The organism is Ruegeria sp. HKCCD4315, from assembly GCF_013112245.1.
Taxonomy (GTDB): Bacteria; Pseudomonadota; Alphaproteobacteria; order Rhodobacterales; family Rhodobacteraceae; genus Ruegeria.
Map to the genome: position 1 here is coordinate 460,222 of NZ_WVRN01000002.1, position 23,104 is coordinate 483,325.

20 protein-coding genes are annotated in these 23,104 nt (G+C 57.8%); 3 read left to right on the forward strand and 17 right to left on the reverse strand.

The annotated features are described in order from the left end of the window. From GS646_RS19985 to GS646_RS19995, 3 genes are all read right to left on the reverse strand, one after another. Complete coding sequence (locus GS646_RS19985; protein WP_171185435.1) at nt 1–1,992, reverse strand: proline/glycine betaine ABC transporter permease; 1,992 nt, start codon at nt 1,990–1,992, stop codon at nt 1–3. Next, nucleotides 1,989–3,011: a glycine betaine/L-proline ABC transporter ATP-binding protein gene (locus GS646_RS19990; protein WP_171647181.1), complete on the reverse strand. Its 1,023-nt coding sequence runs from the start codon at nt 3,009–3,011 to the stop codon at nt 1,989–1,991. Before GS646_RS19990 ends, GS646_RS19985 begins: the two co-directional genes overlap by 4 nt. Nucleotides 3,012–3,086: 75 nt before the next feature. Then, a complete protein-coding gene (locus GS646_RS19995; protein ID WP_171185431.1) occupies nt 3,087–4,022 on the reverse strand; it encodes an ABC transporter substrate-binding protein in 936 nt (311 codons plus the stop codon). A 215-nt stretch (nt 4,023–4,237) separates the two neighbouring features. On the opposite strand from GS646_RS19995, the gene GS646_RS20000 reads away from it, so the two are divergent. After that, nucleotides 4,238–5,011, forward strand: coding sequence for a DeoR/GlpR family DNA-binding transcription regulator (locus tag GS646_RS20000; RefSeq protein WP_171094839.1), 774 nt, complete (start codon nt 4,238–4,240; stop codon nt 5,009–5,011). A 4-nt stretch (nt 5,012–5,015) separates the two neighbouring features. On the opposite strand, the gene GS646_RS20005 is transcribed toward GS646_RS20000, so the two are convergent. The 13 genes from GS646_RS20005 to hutI all read right to left on the reverse strand — a co-directional run bounded on the left by GS646_RS20005 (nt 5,016) and on the right by hutI (nt 19,339). Next, nucleotides 5,016–5,771 (reverse strand): methyltransferase domain-containing protein, encoded by a 756-nt coding sequence (locus GS646_RS20005; protein ID WP_171647179.1) that lies wholly within the window; start codon nt 5,769–5,771, stop codon nt 5,016–5,018. Next, nucleotides 5,768–6,388: a DUF452 family protein gene (locus tag GS646_RS20010; RefSeq protein WP_171647177.1), complete on the reverse strand. Its 621-nt coding sequence runs from the start codon at nt 6,386–6,388 to the stop codon at nt 5,768–5,770. The genes GS646_RS20005 and GS646_RS20010 overlap by 4 nt, the downstream gene beginning before the upstream one ends. Then, nucleotides 6,385–7,671 (reverse strand): adenosylmethionine--8-amino-7-oxononanoate transaminase, encoded by a 1,287-nt coding sequence (gene bioA, locus GS646_RS20015; RefSeq protein WP_171647175.1) that lies wholly within the window; start codon nt 7,669–7,671, stop codon nt 6,385–6,387. Before bioA ends, GS646_RS20010 begins: the two co-directional genes overlap by 4 nt. After that, the gene (gene bioD, locus GS646_RS20020) at nt 7,668–8,288 is read right to left on the reverse strand and encodes a dethiobiotin synthase (protein ID WP_171647173.1); all 621 of its coding nucleotides are present in this window, start codon (nt 8,286–8,288) and stop codon (nt 7,668–7,670) included. The genes bioA and bioD overlap by 4 nt, the downstream gene beginning before the upstream one ends. After that, nucleotides 8,285–9,418, reverse strand: coding sequence for an 8-amino-7-oxononanoate synthase (locus GS646_RS20025; RefSeq protein WP_171185420.1), 1,134 nt, complete (start codon nt 9,416–9,418; stop codon nt 8,285–8,287). The genes bioD and GS646_RS20025 overlap by 4 nt, the downstream gene beginning before the upstream one ends. Beyond that, nucleotides 9,415–10,395: a biotin synthase BioB gene (bioB, locus tag GS646_RS20030; RefSeq protein WP_171185418.1), complete on the reverse strand. Its 981-nt coding sequence runs from the start codon at nt 10,393–10,395 to the stop codon at nt 9,415–9,417. Before bioB ends, GS646_RS20025 begins: the two co-directional genes overlap by 4 nt. A 114-nt stretch (nt 10,396–10,509) precedes the next feature. After that, nucleotides 10,510–11,358: a carboxylating nicotinate-nucleotide diphosphorylase gene (nadC, locus tag GS646_RS20035; RefSeq protein WP_171185416.1), complete on the reverse strand. Its 849-nt coding sequence runs from the start codon at nt 11,356–11,358 to the stop codon at nt 10,510–10,512. Further along, the gene (locus tag GS646_RS20040) at nt 11,355–12,923 is read right to left on the reverse strand and encodes an L-aspartate oxidase (RefSeq protein WP_171185415.1); all 1,569 of its coding nucleotides are present in this window, start codon (nt 12,921–12,923) and stop codon (nt 11,355–11,357) included. Before GS646_RS20040 ends, nadC begins: the two co-directional genes overlap by 4 nt. A gap of 6 nt (nt 12,924–12,929) precedes the next feature. Beyond that, entirely contained in the window at nt 12,930–13,979 is a 1,050-nt protein-coding gene (gene nadA / locus GS646_RS20045) for a quinolinate synthase NadA (protein ID WP_171185413.1), read from the reverse strand. 143 nt (nt 13,980–14,122) lie between these two features. Further along, a complete protein-coding gene (hutU, locus tag GS646_RS20050; RefSeq protein ID WP_171185411.1) occupies nt 14,123–15,805 on the reverse strand; it encodes a urocanate hydratase in 1,683 nt (560 codons plus the stop codon). Beyond that, complete coding sequence (gene hutG / locus GS646_RS20055; RefSeq protein WP_171094860.1) at nt 15,802–16,596, reverse strand: N-formylglutamate deformylase; 795 nt, start codon at nt 16,594–16,596, stop codon at nt 15,802–15,804. Before hutG ends, hutU begins: the two co-directional genes overlap by 4 nt. Continuing rightward, complete coding sequence (hutH, locus tag GS646_RS20060; protein WP_171647171.1) at nt 16,593–18,131, reverse strand: histidine ammonia-lyase; 1,539 nt, start codon at nt 18,129–18,131, stop codon at nt 16,593–16,595. Before hutH ends, hutG begins: the two co-directional genes overlap by 4 nt. After that, nucleotides 18,128–19,339, reverse strand: a complete 1,212-nt coding sequence (hutI, locus tag GS646_RS20065; RefSeq protein WP_171094864.1) for an imidazolonepropionase — start codon at nt 19,337–19,339, stop codon at nt 18,128–18,130. The genes hutH and hutI overlap by 4 nt, the downstream gene beginning before the upstream one ends. An 84-nt stretch (nt 19,340–19,423) precedes the next feature. Here hutI and GS646_RS20070 point away from each other — a divergent pair, with 84 nt between their 5' ends. Beyond that, the gene (locus GS646_RS20070) at nt 19,424–20,785 is read left to right on the forward strand and encodes a formimidoylglutamate deiminase (protein WP_171185403.1); all 1,362 of its coding nucleotides are present in this window, start codon (nt 19,424–19,426) and stop codon (nt 20,783–20,785) included. An 80-nt stretch (nt 20,786–20,865) separates the two neighbouring features. Then, complete coding sequence (locus GS646_RS20075) at nt 20,866–21,567, forward strand: GntR family transcriptional regulator (RefSeq protein ID WP_171185402.1); 702 nt, start codon at nt 20,866–20,868, stop codon at nt 21,565–21,567. Here GS646_RS20075 and phnY read toward each other — a convergent pair. Next, nucleotides 21,561–23,009 carry a phosphonoacetaldehyde dehydrogenase gene (phnY, locus tag GS646_RS20080; RefSeq protein WP_171185400.1) on the reverse strand — a complete coding sequence of 483 codons (1,449 nt, stop codon included), beginning with the start codon at nt 23,007–23,009 and terminating at the stop codon, nt 21,561–21,563. The genes GS646_RS20075 and phnY overlap by 7 nt on opposite strands. Between the last annotated feature and the right edge of the window lie 95 nt (nt 23,010–23,104).

Consider the following 23,104-nt stretch of genomic DNA (forward strand, 5'->3'; position numbering starts at 1 on the left):
TTAACTCTCCAGTCCAAAGCGGATGCGGGCTTGACGGGCACCTGCATTGATAAGGCGGTCGGCAATGATGGCGATGAACGCGATGGCCAAACCCGCGACCAGACCCCTGCCCGTATCTGCCTTGGTCAGGGCGATATAGACCTCTTGCCCCAGATCGCGCGTACCGACGAGTGCAGTGATGACCAGCATCGACAGGGCCAACATGATGGTTTGGTTGATGCCCAGCAGAATCTCAGGCAGCGCCATGGGCAGGCGGATATGGCGCAGCAATTGCGTACGGGTGCAGCCGGAAACCAAACCGGCCTCAATCAGTTCCTCACTGACCGAGCGCACACCATGTGCCGCATAGCGCACGGCTGGGGCCAGCGCATAAAGGACGATTGCGATCAGCGCAGTGAAATCTCCTACCCGGAACAACATCACAACGGGGATCAGATAAACAAAGCTGGGCAGGGTTTGCAGCGTGTCGATCAGCAGGTTGATCACCGCTCCGGCGCGTTTGTTCAACGCCGCCAGTACCCCGAGAGGCACCCCGATCAGCGTAGCAAGGATCACCGAGGCTCCGCACAGATAGACCGTCACCATCGCCTTGGACCACAGGCCCGACACAAGGATCAGAGAGGCCATTCCTCCACACAGCAGCGCCAGCCGCCAGCCGCCCGCGTGCCAGCCCAACAGGGTCAGCATTGCAATGGCCCACGGCCACGGGATGCCCAGCAGAACCGTCTTTATCGGGATCATGAACCACGTGAGGAAGAAGACCTTGATCGCCTCGAAAACGTCGAAATAGTTGACGTTCAGATACTCGACGGTGTTATCCCAGAACGCGCCCGTGGTGATTGTCTGGCTGTCGGGATACTCCAACAGCAGCGGCGAGAACTGACCCAGCACCCAGGTCACAACCAACAGGATCAACACCAAAACAGTCCGGCGATGGCGCGCAACCCACGAGCCCGGTTGTTCGTGATGCACCTGCCCCATGCGTTCGGCAAATGCCTGGCTGAGACGATCGACAGCGATGGCCAATACTACAATGGCAATCCCGGCCTCGAACCCCGCGCCAATGTCCAGACGGCGCAGTGCAGCGAGCACGTCAAAGCCCAGCCCCCCAGCCCCGATCATCGACGCGATGATAACCATGTTCAACGTCAGCATGATCACCTGATTGACGCCCACCATCAGGCTGTGGCTGGCCGATGGCACCAACACGCGCCACATCAACTGTCGCTGGGTCGTGCCAGCCATGCGACCGAAATCGAGGATCTCGGGGTCCACGCCCTTGAGCGCCAGCGTGGTGATCCGCACCATTGGCGGCGTGGCGTAGATAATCGTGGCAACCAAAGCCGAGATCGGACCAAAGCCAAACATGAACAGGATCGGCACCAGATAGGCAAAGATCGGAATCGTCTGCATCAGGTCCAGAATGGGCGAGATGATCTTTTCGAACAGCGGATGGCGATAGGCGAGGATACCCAATAGCAGCCCTCCGCCCGCTCCAATCGGCACCGCGATCAGGACCGAGGCCAGCGTCACCATCGCGCTTTCCCATTGCCCGAAGACAGCGAGATAGATGAAACAGGCCCCGACCAATGCGGCAAGTGCCCAGTCACGACAATATTGTCCCAAAGCGATGACAGCGGTGATCACAACGATCCAGCTGATCGCAGGCAGGATGACCTGCGCGTCATTGCCCTGACCGCTGACAAACCCGTCCGCCAATAAGGCAAGCACCAGATTATAAGGTTGTTCAATCATCCACGCGATGGCGCGGGTGACATCGGTGAACGAGACGGGCCCGATGGCAGCGTCCTCGATCAGCCACGTCATCGCCGAGGAAATATAGGTCTTGAACGGGATCACCCAGGCCGAGGGGAACTTGGTCAGCCAACGCGCATCCAGCGCTTTGCCCAGATCGCGGCCATAGTACCCAAGCACGATTGTGATCAGAACAAGGGCCAGAGCAATGGCCTGCGCCCGGTTCAACCGGATCATGCCGCATCTCCGTCGCCGAATAGTACATGCGCAACAGCTTTGCGATCAATCGCTCCCACGGGTTGCCCCTCCGCATCCACAACAGGGATCGGCGCATCGGCGGCGATGATGCGTTCGGCCACGTCAGAAACGCGGGCAGATTGCGCAATTGGCTCTCCTTCACCTGCGGCGCCGGGGGTCATGACGCCGCCGACGGTCAGAACCTTCGAACGCGGGATATGTCTTGTGAACTCAGCCACATATTCCGTGGCAGGGTGCATCACCAGCTCTTCCGGAGTGGCGATCTGAATCACTTCGCCATCTTTCATGATGGCGATGCGGTCTGCCAGGCGGACAGCCTCTTCAAAGTCGTGCGTGATGAAGACGATGGTCTTGTGCAGGCGTTCCTGAAGCCGCAGAAACTCGTCCTGCATCTCGCGCCGGATCAGGGGGTCGAGGGCCGAAAACGGCTCATCCAGAAACCACAGATCGGGTTCGGTCACCAGCGAACGGGCGATACCCACACGCTGTTGCTGGCCGCCGGACAGCTCACGCGGATAGTAATCCTCGCGCCCTTTCAGACCAACCAGTTCCACCACTTCGCGAGCCTTCGTTTCGACCTCGGCTTTTGGTGTGGCCTGAATGGTCAGAGGGAACATCACATTCTGCAAGACGGTCAGATGTGGCAGCAATGCAAAATGCTGGAACACCATGCCGATCTTGTGGCGTCGAATTTCAATCAGTTCTTTGTCGTTTGCACGTAACAGATCAGCGTCGTCAAAAATGACCTCACCACCAGTGGGTTCAATCAAGCGCGACAGGCAACGAACCAAAGTCGATTTCCCCGACCCGGACAGCCCCATAATGATAAAGATCTCGCCTTCCGCGATGTCGATATTGGCGTTGCGCACGGCCCCAATCAAACCTGCATCACGGATGTCATCCGCCGACGGGTTGGGGTTTTGCTTCAACAGCGCTTCAGCGTTTGGCCCGTATAGTTTCCAAACGTTGCGGCAGGACAGTTTCGTCTTGGGGGGCATCGGTGTGGTCCGGTAAGTTTGCAAAAAATGGCCAGAGCGGTCCGAGAGAGCGAAAGGGCCGCTCTGGCCAGTGGATTATTTTGAGATCCAACCCGACCAGCGGTCTTTGTTGGTCTCCATCCACTCTGAAACAACACTGTCAATTTCCACGCCGTCCAGATCGGCCTTGCCGACCATCGCGCTCATTTCGTCATTGTTGATGTTGTACGCCTCGATGATGTCATAAGCGCCGGGCCATTTTTCCTGCAAGCCGGACCAGGCGGCCTTCCAGATTGGCCCACGCGGTTTGCCGCAGTCATAAGCCATGTCGGGGTTCACACCAACCGAAGGGTCGCTATAGCATTCGGCCGAAAATGGCGGGAATTCTACGAATTCACCCTCATACTTGGCCGGCGCCCAATGGGGTACGTAAACCCACAGAACGATCGGATCTTGCCGCTGATAGGCAGATTCAAGCTCGGCGAACAAAGCGGCATCGGTACCCGCATGTACCACCTCGAAATCCAGCTCCAGAGCTTCGACACGCTCTTCGTCGAAGCCGCCCCAGGTCACGGGTCCACCGACATAGCGGCCGCTTGGAGCGGTTTCAGCGGTCGAGAATTCTTCCGCGCAATCGCGCAGAGCTTCCCAATTCGGCAGCCCCGGGCAACGCTCTTTCATGTAGCTGGGATACCACCACTCTTCGATGGCCATCAGACCGGTTTCCCCGACATTCACAACATTGCCCGAAGCCGTCGCTTCGTCCAATGCCTCGCGGCCGGTTGTTTCCCAGATTTCCATCGCCAGATGCAGGTCGCCCGTTTTCAGGCCAGCGAATTGGGCAATGTAGTCAGCCTGAACGTATTCGACGTTGTAGCCCGCTTCTTCAAGGATCGAACCCATGATCTTGGTATTGATCAGCTGACCGGACCAGTCGTGCAGCGTAAGCTTGATCGGATCAGTGGATTCCACCGCCCAGGCTGACGTAGCAGCCGCAACGGCAAGTACCGAAAGTCCCAGTTTGCATTTCATAACACCATCTCCCTGTCGTGAATTTTTTGATGAATCGGTGGCATTGAAGACAGACCAACACACTGTGGGGTTTTGTGTCAATAAAAACCAAGTAAAGCCACATATTTTTAATTCTGAGCTCAAATATTCTACTATGTTTTGGCGTAATGTTGCTTTCTGTGGGTGTTGTGGTATCCCTAAACTACCCGTATGACGGGACTATCAGAGCGAAAAACATGAACCTTAAAACCACCAACCAACGAGAAGAAGAGATTCTGCGCGCGCTGTTTCGCACAGGCGGATCCTGTCGCGTAAGCATCCTGGCGAATGAGCTGGGCGTTACGCTGGAGACCATTCGGCGCAATGTACGCAATCTAGAAGAACGCGGCATTGTGCGTAAGGTTCATGGTGGCGTCCATCTGTTGGAGGACATCCTGGAGCCGTCGCTGGAAAGTCGGCTAGACAAAAAGGTTGATGCAAAAGAAAAGCTGGCCAAAGCAGTGGCCGAAGTCATCAGCGACGGAGACTCGGTCTTTCTGGATATTGGCTCGACAACAGCTTATGTGGCGCAGGCTCTGTGTGACCATAACAACCTGTTTGTGGTGACGAATTCGGTTTTTGTTGCCCAGACTCTGGCGTCCCGGAACAATAACCGGGTGTTTATGGCAGGCGGTGAACTGCGCCCCCATGACGGCGGCGCGTTTGGCGTTGAGGCACAGGACCTAATCAAACGTCTGAACGTCCGGTTTGCTGTTCTGTCGGTTGGGGCGGTCAATGCCGAGTCCGGCTTTATGCTGCATGACCTGCAGGAGGCCAACCTGGCGCGTATCGCCGCTCAGAATGCCCAGGTTCGCATCGTTGTCGCTGACGGAGAAAAGCTGGGTAAGCGCGCGCCGGTCACTTTGGACTCTGCCAGACAGATCAATCTGTTCTTTACGGACACCCGTCCGTCAGAGGATATCCGCCAGATGTTGTCTGCAAACGAAATTGATCTTGTTGTCGCCGAATAGGTGCCTATAGCTTTTGAGCGACAATCCAGATCGGGTGATATGTCAAAGACACCCCGTTGGCCGTTCCAAAATTTCGCACATAGTCTTCTTCAAACCGGGCCAGAGTGGACTTGGTCCATGTCCCTTTTGCACGCCCATTCACCCCGGTTCTGCGCAGATATTTTAAAACGTCCCTTGGTGTTTTGAAGAAAGATGGCCGTATGCATTCTCCAGCGGCCAGAACCTGCATCGACCCTTCGACAGCTGCGACTAATGAACGGGCTTCGCAAAGGCCGGGTGCGTGTGCAGTTGAACCGATGCGGGACAACTCTTGATATTGCTGCGGTCCAAATCCTGAAATGGCCAACCAACCACCGGGGGCCAAGGCATCGACGGCCTGCTGCAACAATCGGGCCGGGTTTTCCATCCACTGGATCATCGAGGCCGAAGCGACCAGATCAATCTGATCGGGCCATTTTACCGAGCGCACGTCGCCTGAGATAAATGCTGCTGCTTCGGCCTCTGCCGTCACTTGGGCTTGTGGCGCGATGTCGTTCACGATGAAATCGGGAAGATCGAAGTTTTGCCGCAGCATTCTGGTCAGGTGCCCGGTACCACATCCCATTTCAAACGTTGTGTGAAACTGAGCCGGAGCACCGACACGGCAGAGTTCAGAAACCAGTTTTTCCGCGACCCAAGCCTGTTGACTGGCTGTGTCGTGATAGGTTTCGAAGCTTCTGCTGAAGCTTCGTTGCACCTTATCCGCCAATTGCAAGGTCATGACAGCCACTCCGCCCAGGTCTGACCCGATTGGAAAGGCACATGGGGCCCGGCGATAGATCTGACATCGCCGGACGAATGAGCCCAGGCCGCCTTTTGCGCCTTCGTCGGAATGACGCGGTCACGCTCGGGTATCCACACCAGATCAAACCCAGGGTCCGATGCCGGTCCGCGTTGAATCACCGAATGCAGCTCTTTTTGTGCGGTGGATATGTCCAGTTCCGGAGCGTCGCCGCGCAAGCCAGCGCGGCGGCAAAATTTGGCAAAGCTGGAGGTCGTAAGCTGATCCGCCGTAGCCCGGATCATGTCAGGCGCTATTCCGCGGTCAAGACAAGACGGGTGCAATGTGCCGCTGACCGCAACTAGCCGGTCGGGACGAAACGAAGTGTTGGCCAACCAATGCGCAGCGGATGCGACGCCAAAGGAAAACGCGAGCATGTCGACACGGTCAAACCCTGTCAAATCAGGCAAGGAATCATCAAGCCGGGTATAGTCATCAATCAGCAAAACAGACGCGTCACCGGTCAGACCCTGGAACGGTGCAGCACCAAGCGCCCAACCCCCGAACACAAGGATCAGAGCGCCGTCGTCTGATTGCTCCAGCCACCTGTGCTTCATCCCTGCCCCCCGGCCAGCGCGACCATTGCACTCGTGACCTGGCTGAGCTCATCAGGAGAGATGACGTAAGGGGGCATACAGTAGATGTTGCGCGCGAAGGGGCGTAGCCACACTCCGGTCTTTGGGGCCAGCCGATGGGCAACAGAAGGATCAACCGTATCCTTCATTTCGATGACGCCGATGGCACCAAGGACTCTGACATCCGCTACGCCGGGCAAATTGCGGGCTGGCTCCAGTTCGGCGCGCATCTGGGCCTCGATATCAGACACCTGGCGCTCCCAATTTCCCTCGGCCAGTAGACCGAGGCTGGCCGATCCCGCAACACAGGCCAGAGGGTTGGCCATATAAGTCGGGCCGTGCATGAACACGCCCGCTTCGCTGTTGCCGATGCCATAAGCCACCTGCTCGCTGGTAACCGTTGCCGCGAACGAGATATGTCCACCGGTCAGCGCTTTGCCCAAGCACAGAATATCGGGTTTGACGTCAGCGTGATCGATGACGAACAACTTGCCGGTACGGCCAAAGCCGGTTGCAATCTCATCGAAGATAATCAGCACGTCATGGGCGTCGCACAAAGCGCGGGCCGCGCGCAGCCATTGAGGGTGATAGAAATACATGCCACCTGTGCCTTGAACCACAGGCTCAAGGATCAGGGCCGCCAATTGGTCGCCTTTTTCGGCAAGCAACCGTTCCAGCGGCTCCAACCCGTTCTGCGCAGAATCTGCGGGCCATTCGTCACCCAGCCGCACATGAGGGCGCGGCAGGAAGTGCTGGATCGACAAAGCCCCGCGGAACAACCCGTGCATACCAGTGACCGGGTCGCAGACGCTCATCGCCTTCCAGGTATCGCCGTGATAGCCGCCCCGAATGGTGGCGAACTCGAATTTACCGGTGCGGCCATGGGCCATTTGGTATTGCACCGCCATCTTCATCGACACTTCGACCGAGACCGAGCCACTGTCACAGTAGAAAATGCGGTCCAGTCCCTCGGGCAGCATGTCGACCATCCTGCGCCCCAGATCTACGGCCGGTTGGTGTGTCAGCCCCCCAAACATCACATGGGGCATCTTCTCCAGCTGTTTCTGCATCGCAGATGTGATCGCAGGGTGTTTGTGGCCGTGGATTGCACACCACCACGAGGACATGGCGTCGATCATCTTCACGCCGTCTTCCCGGTACAGATAAACGCCCTCGGCCCGGTCGATCAGGTGCATCGCGCCGGGGTTGGCCACGTTGGTGTAAGGGTGCCACAGGTGTCGGGCGTCAAACTCGAGCGGGGTCACAGGAACCTCCGAATGGTGGCAACGTCTATCGCTGAAAAGGCATCTGCCAGGCTTTGCTGTGTCAAATCGCCGAGCATCGGAAGCCGCCCAAGGTGACGAACATTACTCATCTCAACGATAGTTTGTTCAACATCCGGCTCAGCCTCACCGACAAAGGCAACACCCACGACCTCACATCCCCTGACACGCAGGGCCATTAAGGACAATGTGGTGTGGTTAATCGTTCCCAGCGCCGTGCGTGCGACCAAAACCACCGGAGCCCGCCATTGCGCGATCAGGTCCAGGTAATAGCTTTTACGATTCAGCGGCACCATCAGGCCCCCTGCCCCCTCAACGACCAGCGGCCCGTCAACCTGCGGCACAGCAAGGCGTGAGAGATCAATTTCGACGCCCATGTCTTCGGCAGACAGATGGGGTGATGCAGGCAAGTTCAGGCGATACGCCTCAGGCAGCACTTCGGCGCCCGACAATTTTAGAACGGTTTCTGTGTCCGTCGCACCTTCCAGGCCCGACTGAACGGGTTTCCAATACCGGGCATTCAGAGCCGCCGCCAGACCAGCGGAAAAAACGGTTTTCCCGACGCCTGTGTCGGTTCCGGCAACGATCAGCGCGCTCATGCGGCCTCCGATTGATAGCTGGCGATAGTTTCAAACAATGCCGAGATGTCTTCGTGGGCGATATTTCCGGTGATCGACACACGCAGTCTGGACGTTCCCTTGGGAACGGTGGGGGGGCGAATGCCGCGAATGTCAAAGCCCTGCTGCTGCAAGCCAGAGGCCGTCGCCATCGTTCTGGCCTCGTCCCCCAAAATAACCGGGATGATCTGGCTGGTGAGCGCCGAATCCGGCAATCCCGCTTCCCGGGCTACATCATGCGCATGGCCAACGCGTTCACGTGCAGCAGCAACCAAACGATCATTGGCAGCCAACTCTTGCAGAGTGGCCCGCACAAGAGCAGCGTTTAAAGGTGAGGGCGCGGTTGCGAAGATAAAAGGTCGTGCCCGGTTGATCAGCGTTTCAATCATCACACGCGGACCACAGATCAGACCGCCCGCAACGCCCAGACCCTTACCGCAGGTGTGCAGGGTCAGCAGATCCGCATTCAGGTCATGCGCCAAACCTTTGCCGTTTAGGCCGAAAATACCAGTAGCGTGCGCTTCATCCACGACGAGAACGGCGCCGGACTCACGGGCCAGGGACGAAAGGTCCTCCAGCGGAGCAAGATCACCTTCCATGGAATACACGCTTTCCACAGCAATCCAGATGTGGCCCGCACCACCCGTTGCCCGCCACTCGGCGAAAACATTGCGCGCATCTTCTAAGTCATTGTGGCGGAAGGCACGTAGATCCGCGCGGCTGGCACGCATCCCTTCATGGGCACTGGCATGAACCAAAGCGTCATAAAGCACCAGATCTCCAGCTGCCGGCAGGGCGGAAAAGATCGCCTGATTGGCCTGAAACCCTCCGCCCATGAAAAGCGCGGCTTCAGATCCAAAGAACGCGGCAGCTTCCTGTTCCAGCGCCTCATGTTCAGGGTGATTGCCCCGCAGCAGGCGCGAGCCTCCGGACCCAACCGGCACACCGCGCGCCAAGGCGGCCTGCGCTGCATCTTGTAGCAGTTTTGACCCCGCCAAACCCAGATAATCGTTCGACGCAAAATCCAAACCCTGCGCAGGGATCAAAGCCCGGCGGCGGTGCCGGGCTTCAAGTGCATCAAGCATGGATTCCAGCCGATCGACTGCTTTCATTCGGCAGCTTCCGTGCGCTTATGCTCTTCCGCAGTTTCAGCCTGAATGCCAAGTTTCGCAAACAGGATTGAGTCGGTGTCTTCCTCGGGGTTTTCCGCCGTCAGAAGCGTATCGCCAACAAAGATCGAGTTCGCTCCGGCGAAGAAGCACATCGCCTGCATCTCATCGCTCATGTCACTGCGCCCGGCGGACAGGCGAACATAGGATTTCGGCATCAGGATTCGTGCGGTTGCGATGATCCGCACAAAGTCGATAGGATCAATCGGCTCTGCATCGGCCAATGGTGTATCCGCCTGCGGCATCAGCATGTTGATTGGCACCGAATTCGGCGGAGGGGTCATGTTGGCAAGTGTCAGCAGCATGTCGATACGATCGCCGGTATGTTCGCCCATACCAAGAATGCCGCCCGAGCAAACTTTGATACCGGCTTCCTGCACCCGGTTCATCGTGTCGATCCGATCCGAGAATGTTCGGGTGGTGATCACTTCGGAGTAATAACGTTCGGAGGTGTCGATGTTGTGGTTGTAATAGTCCAACCCGGCGTCGCGCAGCTGAACCACCTGAGTGTCATCCAGCATGCCCAACGTCATGCAGGTTTCCATGCCCATCGCCTTAACGCCTTCAACCATGGCGACCAGCGCCGGCATGTCGCGCGGCTTGGGCTCGCGCCATGCGGCCCCCATGCAGAACCGGGTCGCTCCGCCATCTTTGGCTTTCTTAGCCTCGGCCAGAACACGCTGAACCTCGATCAGCTTGGACGCTGGCAGGGTCGATCCGTTGCGGGCCGATTGCGAGCAATAGGCGCAATCCTCGGCGCACCCACCGGTCTTGATCGACAGCAGCTTCGAGGTCTGGACCTTGTTGGGATCAAAGTTCTCACGGTGCACGGTTTGTGCCCGGAACAGAAGATCCATCAAGGGAAGATCATGAACAGCTTGCGCAGATTTTCGGGTCCAGCCGGAATGAGGGATGATCATTTTATCTATAAAACTTCCTGCAGCTTGCGTTGCTGCAGATTTATTATCGATAAAACTGAATTGCGCAACCGTGTTGGCGCAAACGAACCCAAATCAAGCGGAAATGCCGCGCCTTCAGAAATCCAGCCCCAGATCCACAGTGCGCGCAGAATGCGTTAAGGCACCGGACGAGATATAGTCCACGCCGGTTGCGGCGATGGACGCCACCCGCTCCAGGGTTACGTTCCCGCTGGCTTCGGTTTTCATCTGACCATCTACCATGGCAACAGCTTCGCGCAGCATGTCGTTGTCCATATTGTCCAGCAACACGACCGAGGCTCCGCCAACTTTCAGGACCTCTGCCAACTGGTCCAGACGGTCAACTTCGATCTCGACCGCCATCATATGGCTGGCCTGGGCCTTGGCGGCTTCCAATACCTGACGAATACCGCCCGCAGCAGCGATATGATTGTCCTTGATCAGGATCGCGTCGGACAGGGAATAGCGGTGATTGTAACCGCCTCCATGCAACACGGCCTGCTTTTCAACGATACGCAGGCCAGGCGTGGTCTTGCGCGTGCAGGTAATACGAGCGTTGGTGCCCTTGGTCTGCCCCACAAATGCGGCGGTCTTGGTGGCAATGCCGGTCAGACGACCGGCAAAGTTCAGGGCGACCCGCTCACCCGACAGGATTGAGGCAGCAGATCCCTTAATGGTCATCAGCGTGTCTCCACGACGACAGGGCGCGCCGTCTTTGACCAGCACTTCAACCTCAAGCGCGGGGTCCACAAGGCGGAACGCGATTTCGGCGACCTGCATACCCGACACGACAGCATCTTCGCGTGCGTTCAGCCGGGCCGTATATGTGGTCTCCTGCGGGATCACGGTTCGGGTGGTCACGTCGCCGTAGCTTCCCAAATCCTCCATCAGCGCAGCGCGGATCACAGGTTCAAGGATCAGATCTGGCAGGGTTGCAAATGTCATGTCGGTTCCTTGCAAGCTTCGGCCCGAATGCGCAGGGCCTCAGAGAGGTACATTTTGGACCGTTCACCGGGTTGGCCACCGGTGTCAGGGAAGTCAGAGCGTTCATGCGCACCGCGACTTTCTTCGCGCTGCAAAGCAGAGGCCGCAATCAGCGTCGCCGTCGCGCACATGTTCCTGAACGAGGGACAATCACCATGGCGCGCCTCTAACTCGGCTATGGTTTTCAATGCGCGGGTCAGTCCTGAACGTTCCCGGACGACACCGACATCACGGGTCATGGTATCGCGCAACTCTTGGACTGCTTGCGCCGTATCAGATGCCTCGCAGGGAGCGAACTGCAAGTTTATCGGGTCGGTATTTGTACCGGCGGGCAGCGACTTCGCTATGCTCTCAGAACAGATACGGGCAAAGACCAGCGCTTCGAGCAACCCATTCGATGCCAGACGGTTGGCCCCGTGCAGACCCGTCGAAGACGCCTCACCACAGACCCACAACCTGTCCAGGCTGGCCCGACCATCTGTATCCGTGGCAATGCCGCCCATATGATAATGGGCCGCCGGGGCGACCGGGATCGGGTCGCTTGCGGGGTCAATACCGTTGCGCGCGCAGGAGGCTGCCACTGCGGGAAACAGCTTATGAATTCGCGCACCCAAGGCGTCGCGTGTGTCCAGCATAGGTCGATTGCCTGCCTGCACTTCGGCAAAGATCGCACGCGCCACGACGTCGCGCGGGGCCAGTTCAGCGTCCGGGTGAACGGCCTGCATGAACCGGCTGCCCCGCTTGTTGATCAGGATCGCGCCTTCCCCACGCAGCGCTTCGGTGGCCAAAGGCGCAGGATCTTCACCCACATCCATAGCTGTAGGGTGAAACTGAACAAACTCGGCATCAGCAATAAGCGCCCCGGCGCGTGCGGCCATGCCAATAACCTGCCCCCGAATGCGTGCCGGGTTTGTGGTCAGCGCATAAAGCCCGCCCGAGCCGCCACCCGCCAGCAGCACCGCAGGTCCACGTAAAGTAATGGGTGCAGAGCCAGTCTGTCTTGCCTCCTGCAGCACCACCCCCGAGACTTTGCCCTCGTCCACGTCCAAAGCCACCGCAAGGACGCCTTCCAATATCTGAACCGAAGAAGTCTCGCGCACGCGCTCGATTAGGGCAGCCATGATTTCACTGCCCGCCTGATCGCCTTTCACGCGCACGACACGGGCGAAACTATGCGCGGCTTCTCGCGAAAGAACGTAACCGCCATCTTCAGTGCGGTCGAAGGGCGTGCCAATCTCGGTCAAGTCAAAGATGTATTCTCGTGCTTCGCGAGTGACCAGGTCGGCCACATCAGGCTCGACGGTGCCTGCACCGGCATTCACGGTATCGACGGCGTGCCTCTCCGGGCTGTCCGCCAAATCCATCGCCGCCGCGACACCCCCTTGCGCCCAAGCTGAGCTTGCCCCCTGCCCCAACGGATCAGGCGAGATCACCACCACCGGGCGCGGTGCCAGCTTCAACGCCGCATAAAGCGCGCCGATACCGGCCCCGACAATGATGACCCGATCCGTGGTAACGTCGGTCATTTGAAATCAGATGCCCAGCTTGCGGGACAAATCGATCATGGCCTGAACGGATTTGCGTGCCTTTTCCGCCACGTCTTCTGCAACTTCGACCTGACCTTCCATCGTGTGCAGGGCATAGAGGATTTTTTCCAGCGTGATCTTCTTCATGTACGGGCACATGTTGCAGGGGCCCACAAAATCGACCTCGGGCAGCTCGTCGGCAATATTCGACGCCATCGAGCATTCGGTGATCAGCATCGCCTTTTCGGGCTTCTCGTCATGCACGTATTTGATAATACCGCTGGTCGAACCCGAATAATCCGCTTCGGCCACCACATCTGGCGGGCATTCGGGATGAGCGATCAGCCGTGTGCCTGGATTCCATTCGCGGAAATCGCGCAGGTCTTGAGCTGTGTATTGTTCATGCACGATGCAGGACCCAGGCCAATAAACCACGTTCTTGTGGCTTTGATTTGCGACATTCTGCGCCAAATATTGATCCGGCGTCATAATAACCGTGTCGCTTTCCATCGCGTTCACGATCTGCAACGCGTTGGATGATGTGCAGCAAATGTCGGAACCCGCTTTGACCTCGGCTGTGGTGTTCACATAAGACACAACCGGTGCACCGGGATATTTGGCCCGCATCTCTTCGATTCCGTCCGCGGTGATCGATTCTGCCAGCGAACAGCCAGCCTCCATATCGGGCATTAGAACGGTTTTCTGAGGGCTCAGGATTTTCGACGTCTCGGCCATAAAATGTACACCGGCCTGGACGATCACATCCTCTTCCACCTCGCTGGCTTTGATCGCCAATTGCAAACTGTCGCCGACGAAATCAGACACACCATGGAAGATCTCGGGCGTCATGTAATTGTGCCCAAGGATCACAGCGTTACGCTCTTTCTTAAGCGCATTGATGGCACGCACATAGGGCGCATAGATTGCCCAGTCCGGTGGGCTGACCACGCGGTCCATACGGGCAAACGTGTCATTCATCTCATTGGCCAGCGTGGCCGATGGGGCGAGGTCATAGACGTCCGAAAGAACCGAGCGGACATGTGTAATATCGAGCAACGGGCGAGCCACCTTTGTCAGTTGTCGTTAGCCTTGCTGGCTGCTTAACGGCTTAGCCCTAGCCGAAAGACACCCGGTTCGAAACCGGAAATTTCGGCGTTAGCGCTAAGCCATGCAGACAAATTCAAAGATGGATGAGCAATTCAGCCCAGAATGCCCGGCAAACGCAGCCTATGTTCACGTGCGCAGGCCTTGGCATCCTCATAACCAGCATCCGCGTGACGCCAGACGCCCGAGGCCGGGTCGTTCCAAAGCACTCGCTCCAACCGCTTGGCTGCTGCATCCGTGCCGTCGGCGCAAATGACAACACCTGCGTGCTGAGAGAAGCCCATGCCAACACCGCCGCCGTGATGCAGCGACACCCAAGTGGCACCTGACGCGGTATTGACCAGAGCGTTTAGCAAAGGCCAATCGCTGACAGCGTCAGAGCCATCTTTCATTGCCTCGGTTTCGCGGTTGGGCGAAGCGACCGAGCCGCTGTCCAAATGGTCTCGGCCGATGACAACGGGCGCTTTCAGTTCGCCGTTTCTGACCATCTCGTTAAATGCCAACCCAGCCTTATGGCGGTCGCCTAACCCGATCCAGCAAATACGCGCGGGTAGGCCCTGAAACGCGATGCGCTCTTGCGCCATGTCGAGCCAATTGTGCAGATGGGTGTTCTCGGGGAACAGTTCCTTCATCTTGGCATCGGTCTTGTAGATGTCTTCAGGATCGCCCGAAAGCGCGCACCAACGGAACGGGCCTATGCCGCGGCAAAAGAGCGGGCGGATATAGGCGGGGACAAAGCCGGGGAAGGCAAATGCGTTCTCCAACCCTTCATCCTGCGCCACCTGCCGGATGTTGTTGCCATAGTCCAGCGTCGGTACGCCTGCGTTCCAGAAATCGACCATTGCAGCGACGTGCTGTTTCATCGAGGCGCGTGCGGCTTTCTCAACGGCCTTGGGATCGCTTTCACGTTTGGCGGCAGCTTCGGCCAGGGTCCAGCCCAAAGGCAGATAGCCATTGAGCGGATCATGGGCGCTGGTCTGGTCGGTAACGATATCGGGACGCATCCCACCGGCCTGCATCCGCCGGTAAATCTCGGGGAAAATTTCAGCCGCATTGCCTAATAGACCAACGGACTTAGCCTCGCCCGCTTTTGTCCAGCGGTCGATCATGGCAAGCGCCTCGTCCAGCGTCTCGGCCTTTTCATCCAGGTACTTGGTACGCAGACGGAAATCGATGCTGTCCGGGTTGCATTCGACCGCCAGACAGCAGGCCCCGGCAAAGACAGCCGCCAGAGGCTGCGCGCCTCCCATGCCGCCCAGACCACCAGTCAGAATCCACTTGCCGGTCAGATCGCCGTCATAGTGCTGACGCCCGGCTTCGGCAAAGGTCTCATAAGTTCCCTGCACGATGCCTTGCGTTCCGATATAGATCCACGAGCCAGCGGTCATCTGGCCATACATCATCAGACCCTTCTTATCGAGCTCGTTGAAGTGATCCCAATTGGCCCAATGCGGCACAAGGTTTGAGTTCGCGATCAGCACCCGAGGCGCATCCGTGTGCGTGCGCACAATGGCCACCGGCTTGCCGGATTGCACGACAAGCGTCTCATCCTCTTCTAGATCCTTGAGGCTGGCGACGATGGTATCAAAATCGTTCCACGTCCGCGCTGCGCGCCCGATGCCGCCATAGACCACCAACTCATGCGGGTTCTCGGCCACATCCGGATGCAGGTTGTTCATCAGCATCCGCATCGGCGCTTCTGTCATCCAGCTTTTGGCATTCAGTTCCGGCCCTGTGGGCGGATAGACGTCGCGGGTGTTCTTGCGAGGATCGGTCATGCAGCAATCTCCAATGCGGTGTCCTGGATGGCGTCCAGTATATCTTTGAGCCATCGGCGCAGCCGGTTGGCTTTGGTGGTGTCATATGTCCAAGGCGCAGTTTCAGCGCTCAGGTAGGTGGACTGCGCTAGTTCCATCTGAATGGCGTGGAAGCCCTCGGTAGGGCGGCCATAATGCCGAGTCGTCCATCCGCCTTTGAAACGGCCATTCAAAATGGTGCTATAAGGTGAGGATGACGCGAACTCATGTGAGATGGCTTCAATAACTGACGCGCACGTCACGCCATTGTTTGTTCCGATGTTCAGATCAGGCAGAATGCCATCGAAGAGAAACGGAATGTGGCTGCGGATCGAGTGGCAATCATACAAAATGGCTATCCCGTGGATCGCCTTGACCCGCTCAAGCTCGGCCAGCAGCGCGGCATGATAAGGCGCGTGAAACGCCTCGCGTCTTTCGACAATATCCTTCTCTGCTGGCGGGATATCCCAGATGTTTTGCCCGTCAAAATCTGTAAGCGGCACCAAGGTCGTCGTGTTTTGACCGGGATAAAGCGATACGCCGCCCGGGTCGCGATTTGCATCAATCACATAACGATGAAAAGTTGCCCGCACAGTGGTCGCACCGGGCAGGAGCCCCTCGTAAAGCGTGTGGATGTGCCAATCCGTATCCGCCAACTCCCTGCCCCGTGTATTCAACTTGGCTTCGATCGAGGCGGGCACATCGGTGCCGGTATGTGGCAGGCCCAGAACGATAGGGCCATCGCCCCGCGTGACTTCGACCGGGCCGCTCACGCGCCAAGCTCCGGCATCGCGACACCTGTGCCATGGGCGATCTCGCCACTTGCAATCAGGGCCGAGGCTGCTTCGATCTCGGTCGTCATATATCGATCATCGCCCAAGGCTGGAACGACCGCCCGCAGGCGCGCCATCACGCCTTGTAGCGTTTCGCTTGTGGGCAATGGCGCTCGGAACTCGACACCTTGCGTCGCGCAAAGCAATTCGACACCCAGAATACGTTCCAGATTGGTGACCATCTGTCCCAATCGCCGCGCGCCATGGGCGGCCATCGAGACGTGATCTTCTTGATTGGCCGATGTGGGCGTTGAATCTGTAACGCAGGGATTGGCTAAGTGCTTGTTCTCGCTCATCAACGCGGCGGTTGTCACCTCAGCTATCATATAGCCCGAGTTCAGGCCGGGATTTGGCGTCAGGAAAGGCGGCAGGTCAAAACTCAGTGCCGGATCGACAATCAGCGCAATACGGCGTTGCGCAATCGCCCCGATTTCGGCCACGGCCAGTGCGATCATATCCGCTGCGAATCCCACCGGCTCGGCGTGGAAATTTCCACCCGAGACGATCAGCCCGGCCTCGGACAGAACCAAAGGATTGTCGGTGGCTGCGTTCGCTTCAATCTCAAGCGTGGTTGCTGCTTGGCGCAACACATCCATGGCGGCACCTACCACCTGAGGTTGGCAGCGGATGCAATACGGGTCCTGTACGCGGGTGTCACCTTCTCGATGGCTTTCTCGGATTACCGAGCCTGCCAGAATGGCACGCATCGTTACGCCTGCCTCGATCTGGCCGCGATGACCGCGCAGTGTGTGGATCTCCGGCTGCAATGGCGCGGTAGATCCCATGATTGCATCTGTGGTGAGAGCCGAAGTGACCAATGCGCTCTGCGCCGCTTGCCACGCACCAAACAGCCCTGCCAGTGCGAAAGCCGTCGAGAACTGAGTGCCGTTGATCAGTGCCAGCCCTTCCTTAGGGCCCAACTCAACGGGTGTTAAACCCGCCGCCGCCAACGCCTCACCACCGGGCAAAACACTTCCGCCGAATTCGGCCTCTCCCTCGCCCATCATAACGGCGGCCATATGCGACAGCGGTGCCAGATCGCCTGACGCACCAACCGATCCTTGCGCGGGGATCAGCGGGGTCACACCTTCGTCCAGCATAGCCTCAAGCAGGTCGATCAGTTCCAGCCGCACGCCAGAGGCACCGCGTCCGAGGCTGAGCAGTTTCAGCACCATCATCAGCCGCGCAACCGCGCGTGGAATGGCGGGACCAACACCACAGCAATGGGACAGAATTAGATTGCGTTGCAGCGTCGCGGTGTCCTCGGCCGCGATCTTGACGCTGGCCAGCTTGCCAAAACCGGTATTGACCCCGTAAACCGCAGCGGCGCCCGCCGCTGCATCGGCAATACGGGCATGCGCCGCGTCGATACCGGGCCGGCAACCCGGATCCAGCCGCACGGCAAACTCTTCTCGGAAAACCTGTTCCAGCTGCAGCAGAGTAACAGCGCCGGGGATGAGCGTGAGGGTCGTCAAATTACGCCTCCGAGTATTCGGGTGTGAAGGGGATTGAAGCCAACGCGATAGGCCAGTTCCGCCGGATGGGTGATGTTCCACACAGCCAAGTCCGCGCGCAATCCAGCGACGATCCGCCCGCAATCCTGCAGACCCAACGCGCGCGCCGCATGGGCGGTGACCCCGGCCAGAGCCTCTTCGGGTGTCATACGAAACAGGGTGCAGCCCATATTCATGGTCAGCAACAGTGAAGTGACCGGAGCTGATCCGGGGTTGCAATCGGTGGCAAGCGCCATTGGCACACCATGTTTGCGCAACAGATCTATTGGCGGGGCCTGCGTTTCGCGCAGAGTGTAGAAGGCCCCCGGCAGGATTACCCCGACAGTACCGGCATCGGCCATGGCCCGAACGCCTTCTTCATCCAAGAATTCGATGTGATCGGCGGACAACGCATCATAAGAGGCGGCCAGTTTTGCGCCCCCAAGATTGGACAACTGCTCGGCATGGCATTTGACCGGCAGGCCAAGTTCTTTCGCCACATCAAACAACGGAACAAGTTGATCGGGAAGGAATGCGATACCTTCGCAAAAGGCATCCACCGCATCCACCAGACCCTCTTTATGGGCTGCGCGCAGGGTTGGAATGCAGACCTCTGCAATGTAGGCCTCGGGCCGGTCTTTGTACTCCTCTGGCACTGCATGTGCGCCCAGAAAACTGGTTACGACACGTACCGGGCGATGATCCGGCAACGCGCGGGCAGCGCGCAGCATGTTCAATTCCGTATCACGATCCAGACCATAGCCGGATTTGACTTCGATCACCGATACACCCTCGGCCAGCATTGCGTCCACGCGAGGCAACGCCTGTGCAATAAGGTCATCAATGCTGGCGTTACGCGTGGCTTTTACCGTCGAGATGATACCCCCACCCGCGCGCGCCACTTCTTCATAGCTTGCACCGTTCAATCGCATCTCAAACTCGACGGCGCGGTGGCCACCATGCACCACATGGGTGTGGCAATCGATCAGCGCGGGCGTCACCAGACGACCTTCAAAGTCGGTTCGGGGCAGCGCGGCAAATTTGCTGGGCAGTTCAACCCGAGGACCCACCCAGGCAATACGGCCGTCTTCGACTGCAATCGCCGCATCTTCGATCAGCCCATAGGCCGTAGATCCCGCGATCATCGTTGTCGCGTTCAGATCTGAAAATACCCGATCTTGCGAGTGCATCCGACTCTGCGCCTCCTTGCAGTTCTCTCTTTTCTCGTACATTTCTATATGTAATATGTCTATCCATAAAATGAGGTGAAATTCATGGCGATCTTTGCGAAACGTGCTCTGTTGAGTACGGGATGGACAAATAACCTGCGGGTCGAGATTGAAGACGGCAGAATCGCAGCCTTGCACGCCGAGACATCGGCCCAGACCGATGATGTGTCTGTGGATACTTTGCTGCCTGCCCTGGCCAACTTGCACAGCCATGCATTTCAACGCGCCATGGCCGGAATGACCGAATACCGCATGGCAGGTCGCGACAGCTTCTGGACATGGCGTGATCTGATGTACCGCTTTACGACGCACCTTACACCAGACCAGATCCAGAAGATCGCCAGCTTGGTGTATATGGAGATGCAAGAGGCCGGATACGCCTCAGTTGGAGAATTCCACTATCTGCATCACCAACCAGATGGCTCGCCCTATGACCGACTGGCCGAGTTGTCTGACCGGATCATGGCAGCCGCTGTCGAGACAGGGATAGGACTGACCCATCTTCCTGTGCTGTATTCCTATGCCGGGGTGGGCAAAAAACCTCTAGAGACGGGGCAAGCTCGGTTCGGTAACGATGTGGATCGTTTCTGCATGTTGGTGGATCAGGCCAAGGACGCGCTCGGAAATTTGCCCGAAGACTGCCGGGTCGGCTTCGCGCCGCATTCATTGCGCGCGACCTGTCCTGGCGATCTCGCGCGGGTTTTAGCGACGCAAGGTGAAGGTCCTGTTCATATCCACATCGCCGAACAACCCAAGGAAGTGTCCGAGGTGATGGCCGGTCTGGGCGCCCGCCCGGTTGAGTGGTTGTTGGACAATGTTCATGTCGATGCCAACTGGTGCCTGATTCACGCCACGCATATGACCGAAGACGAAACACAGGCCATGGCCGCCAGCGGTGCCGTCGCGGGACTGTGCCCTGTGACCGAGGCCAACCTGGGGGACGGCCCATTCAATGGCCCCACATTTTTAAACGCAGGCGGGTCGTTTGGCGTAGGGTCGGATTCAAACGTCCTGATTTCGCTGACCGAGGAACTGAGGACGTTAGAATATTCACAGCGTCTGCGGGATTTGGCGCGCAACGTGATGGTGGTCGGAGAAGGGTCTGTGGGACAGACGCTGTATTGTGGCGCAGCCAAAGGCGGAGCACAGGCTCTGGGCCGCGATGCCGGTGTGATAGCCAAAGGCAAACTGGCCGACCTGATAGCCATCGACTGCCAGAACCCAGCGCTTTGTGCACTGACATCTGAACAATTGTTTGATGGGCTGGTGTTTTCAGCAAAGGACGAGGTTGTCACCGATGTGTGGTCGGCGGGCCGCCATCAGGTGCGAGGGGGTCGCCACGTTGCACGGGATCAGATCGTATCAAATTATCAACGAACCATGGCGGATCTTCTTGCAAAACTGTAACGGGTCGCTCTGCCCTTTACGCAGCACACCAAAAACGCTCATAACAAGTTTATGAATATGCTTAACGGAAAAACCACAGCGTGACCGATCAAAAACATGTCGGCTTTCAGGATATTCGGGATGAGGTCATCAACCGAATTCAAACCCGCGTCTGGCCGCAGGGCAGTCTGTTGCCAACGGAACTGGAACTGGCGGCCGAATTTGGCGTTGCGCGGGCTACGGTTAACCGCGCCCTGCGCGAGTTGGCAGAACAAGGTATCGTGACCCGAAAGCGCAAGGGGGGCACGCGTGTCGTGACCACGCCTGTAAAGCAAGCCAAACTGCCGATCACAGTGGTGCGCCAAACCATCGAAGAGATGAACGCCGAATATCGCTATGCGCTTGTCAGCAGAAGCGTGATTGATTGCCCCGCTTGGCTTCAGGCCAAGTTGAGCATTCCAGAAGGCGCGCAGGTCGTGCATCTGCGATGTATGCACCATGCTGACAACCGGCCATTTCAGTTCGAAGAACGCTGGATCAACATCAGCACTGTGCCTCAGGTCGTAAACGAAGATTTTCTGACCACCGGCCCAAATGAGTGGCTGTTGTCAGAAGTGCCATTTTCGAACGCCGAAATCGCCTTTACTGCCGTTCCCGCAACAGCACCCTTGCAGGAATTTCTTTCTGTTCCCCCCGGAACACCCCTGTTTCAGTTGGAGCGCACAACATGGTTCCGCAACGACCCCGTGACTTTCGTGCGTATGACGTTTCATCAGGGGTACCAGATGCGCACCACCTACTGAGGCCAGGGCAACGAATAGGTTTTGACGTTGGTGAAGAACTTCATCGCTTCGATCACGCCTTCCTTTATCCCATTTCCGCTATCCTTAATCCCGCCAAAGGGTGACATCTCGATCCGATAACCGGGCTGTTCCCAGATGTTGCAGGTGCCCACATCCAGCCCATTTATATAAGCGATAGCCCGGTTCAAATCGTTGGTGCAGACACCAGAGGACAACCCAAAGGCAGTGCTGTTCGAAATCTGCATCACATCCACGTCGTTATCCGGCACACGAACGATGGGTATGATCGGACCGAACGTCTCTTCCATCACCAACTCGCTGTCATGGGGCACATTGTCGACAACGATTGGCGGTAACAACGCGCCCTTCCGCGCTGGGTGGTACAGGATGTTGGCCCCCTGCTCTGCCGCTTTTCGCACACGATTCTCAAACAACGCTGCCGCTTCGGCATGGATGACGCAACCCAGCTCGGTCTCGGGGTTCTGAGGATCCCCGAACCGGATAGCCTTGGCCTTTTCCAGCACCAACGGAACAAACCGATCCGCCACGCTGTGTTGCACCAGAATGCGTTTTATGGCGGTGCATCGCTGACCTGAATTCCCCGTGGCCCCCGCAACTGCGATCGTTGCTGCGCGTTCCAGATCAGCATCGCCCAGATCATTCAGCACGATCAGCGGATCGTTTCCGCCCAACTCCAGCGCCTGCCGCTTGTAGCCTGCCTTTGAGGCGATCAGCTTGCCCACGGGGACACCACCGGTGAACGTGATGATGTCGATATTTTCATTGGTGATCATTTCGTCGCCAATGTCCTGTGGCCAACCGGTGACGACCTGGAACATCTCGGGCGGCAGGCCCGCCTCGTATAGAATGTCGGCCAGTGTCAGTGCTGTCAGCGGTGTCAGCTCGGTTGGCTTGCAAACCATACAATTATTGGTCGCAATTGACGGAGCGATTTTGTGACTGACCATGTTCAGCGGGTGATTGAACGGAGTAATCGCACTGATCGCCTTGACAGGTTCACGCTTGGTGAAGATTTTCCGTTCCTTGCCGTTTTGGGTCAGATCGCAGGAGAACACCTCGCCATCGTCTTTCAAAGCTTCCGCAGCGGCGAATTGAAATACGTCTTGTGCGCGTTTGGTTTCATAGATCGAGTGCTGAAGGCAAATCCCCAGCTCAAGCGTCAGCCACTTGGCCAGATAATCCCGCCTTTCTCCAATCAACTCGCCGGCACGCCGCAGGATTTGACTGCGCTCGTACCTCGTCAAACTAGGGGTGTAGTGCGCCGCGATCTCAAAAGCGTGCCGCACGTGCTGGGCAGTGCCAGCCGGAACAGTTCCAATCAGGGCATTCGTATAGGGGTAGTGAACCGGAACAGTGTTTTCGGTGAACACGACCTGTCCCCCGATGCGCATTCCGTCGTGACGGATTTCCGATTTGGTCATGCTCCGATCCCTTGCCCCAAGAGCCACAGCTAAGACATCTGCGGCATTCGACACGCCAACCGATAGAACCGCCCTTTGCCCTACGTCAATAGGCC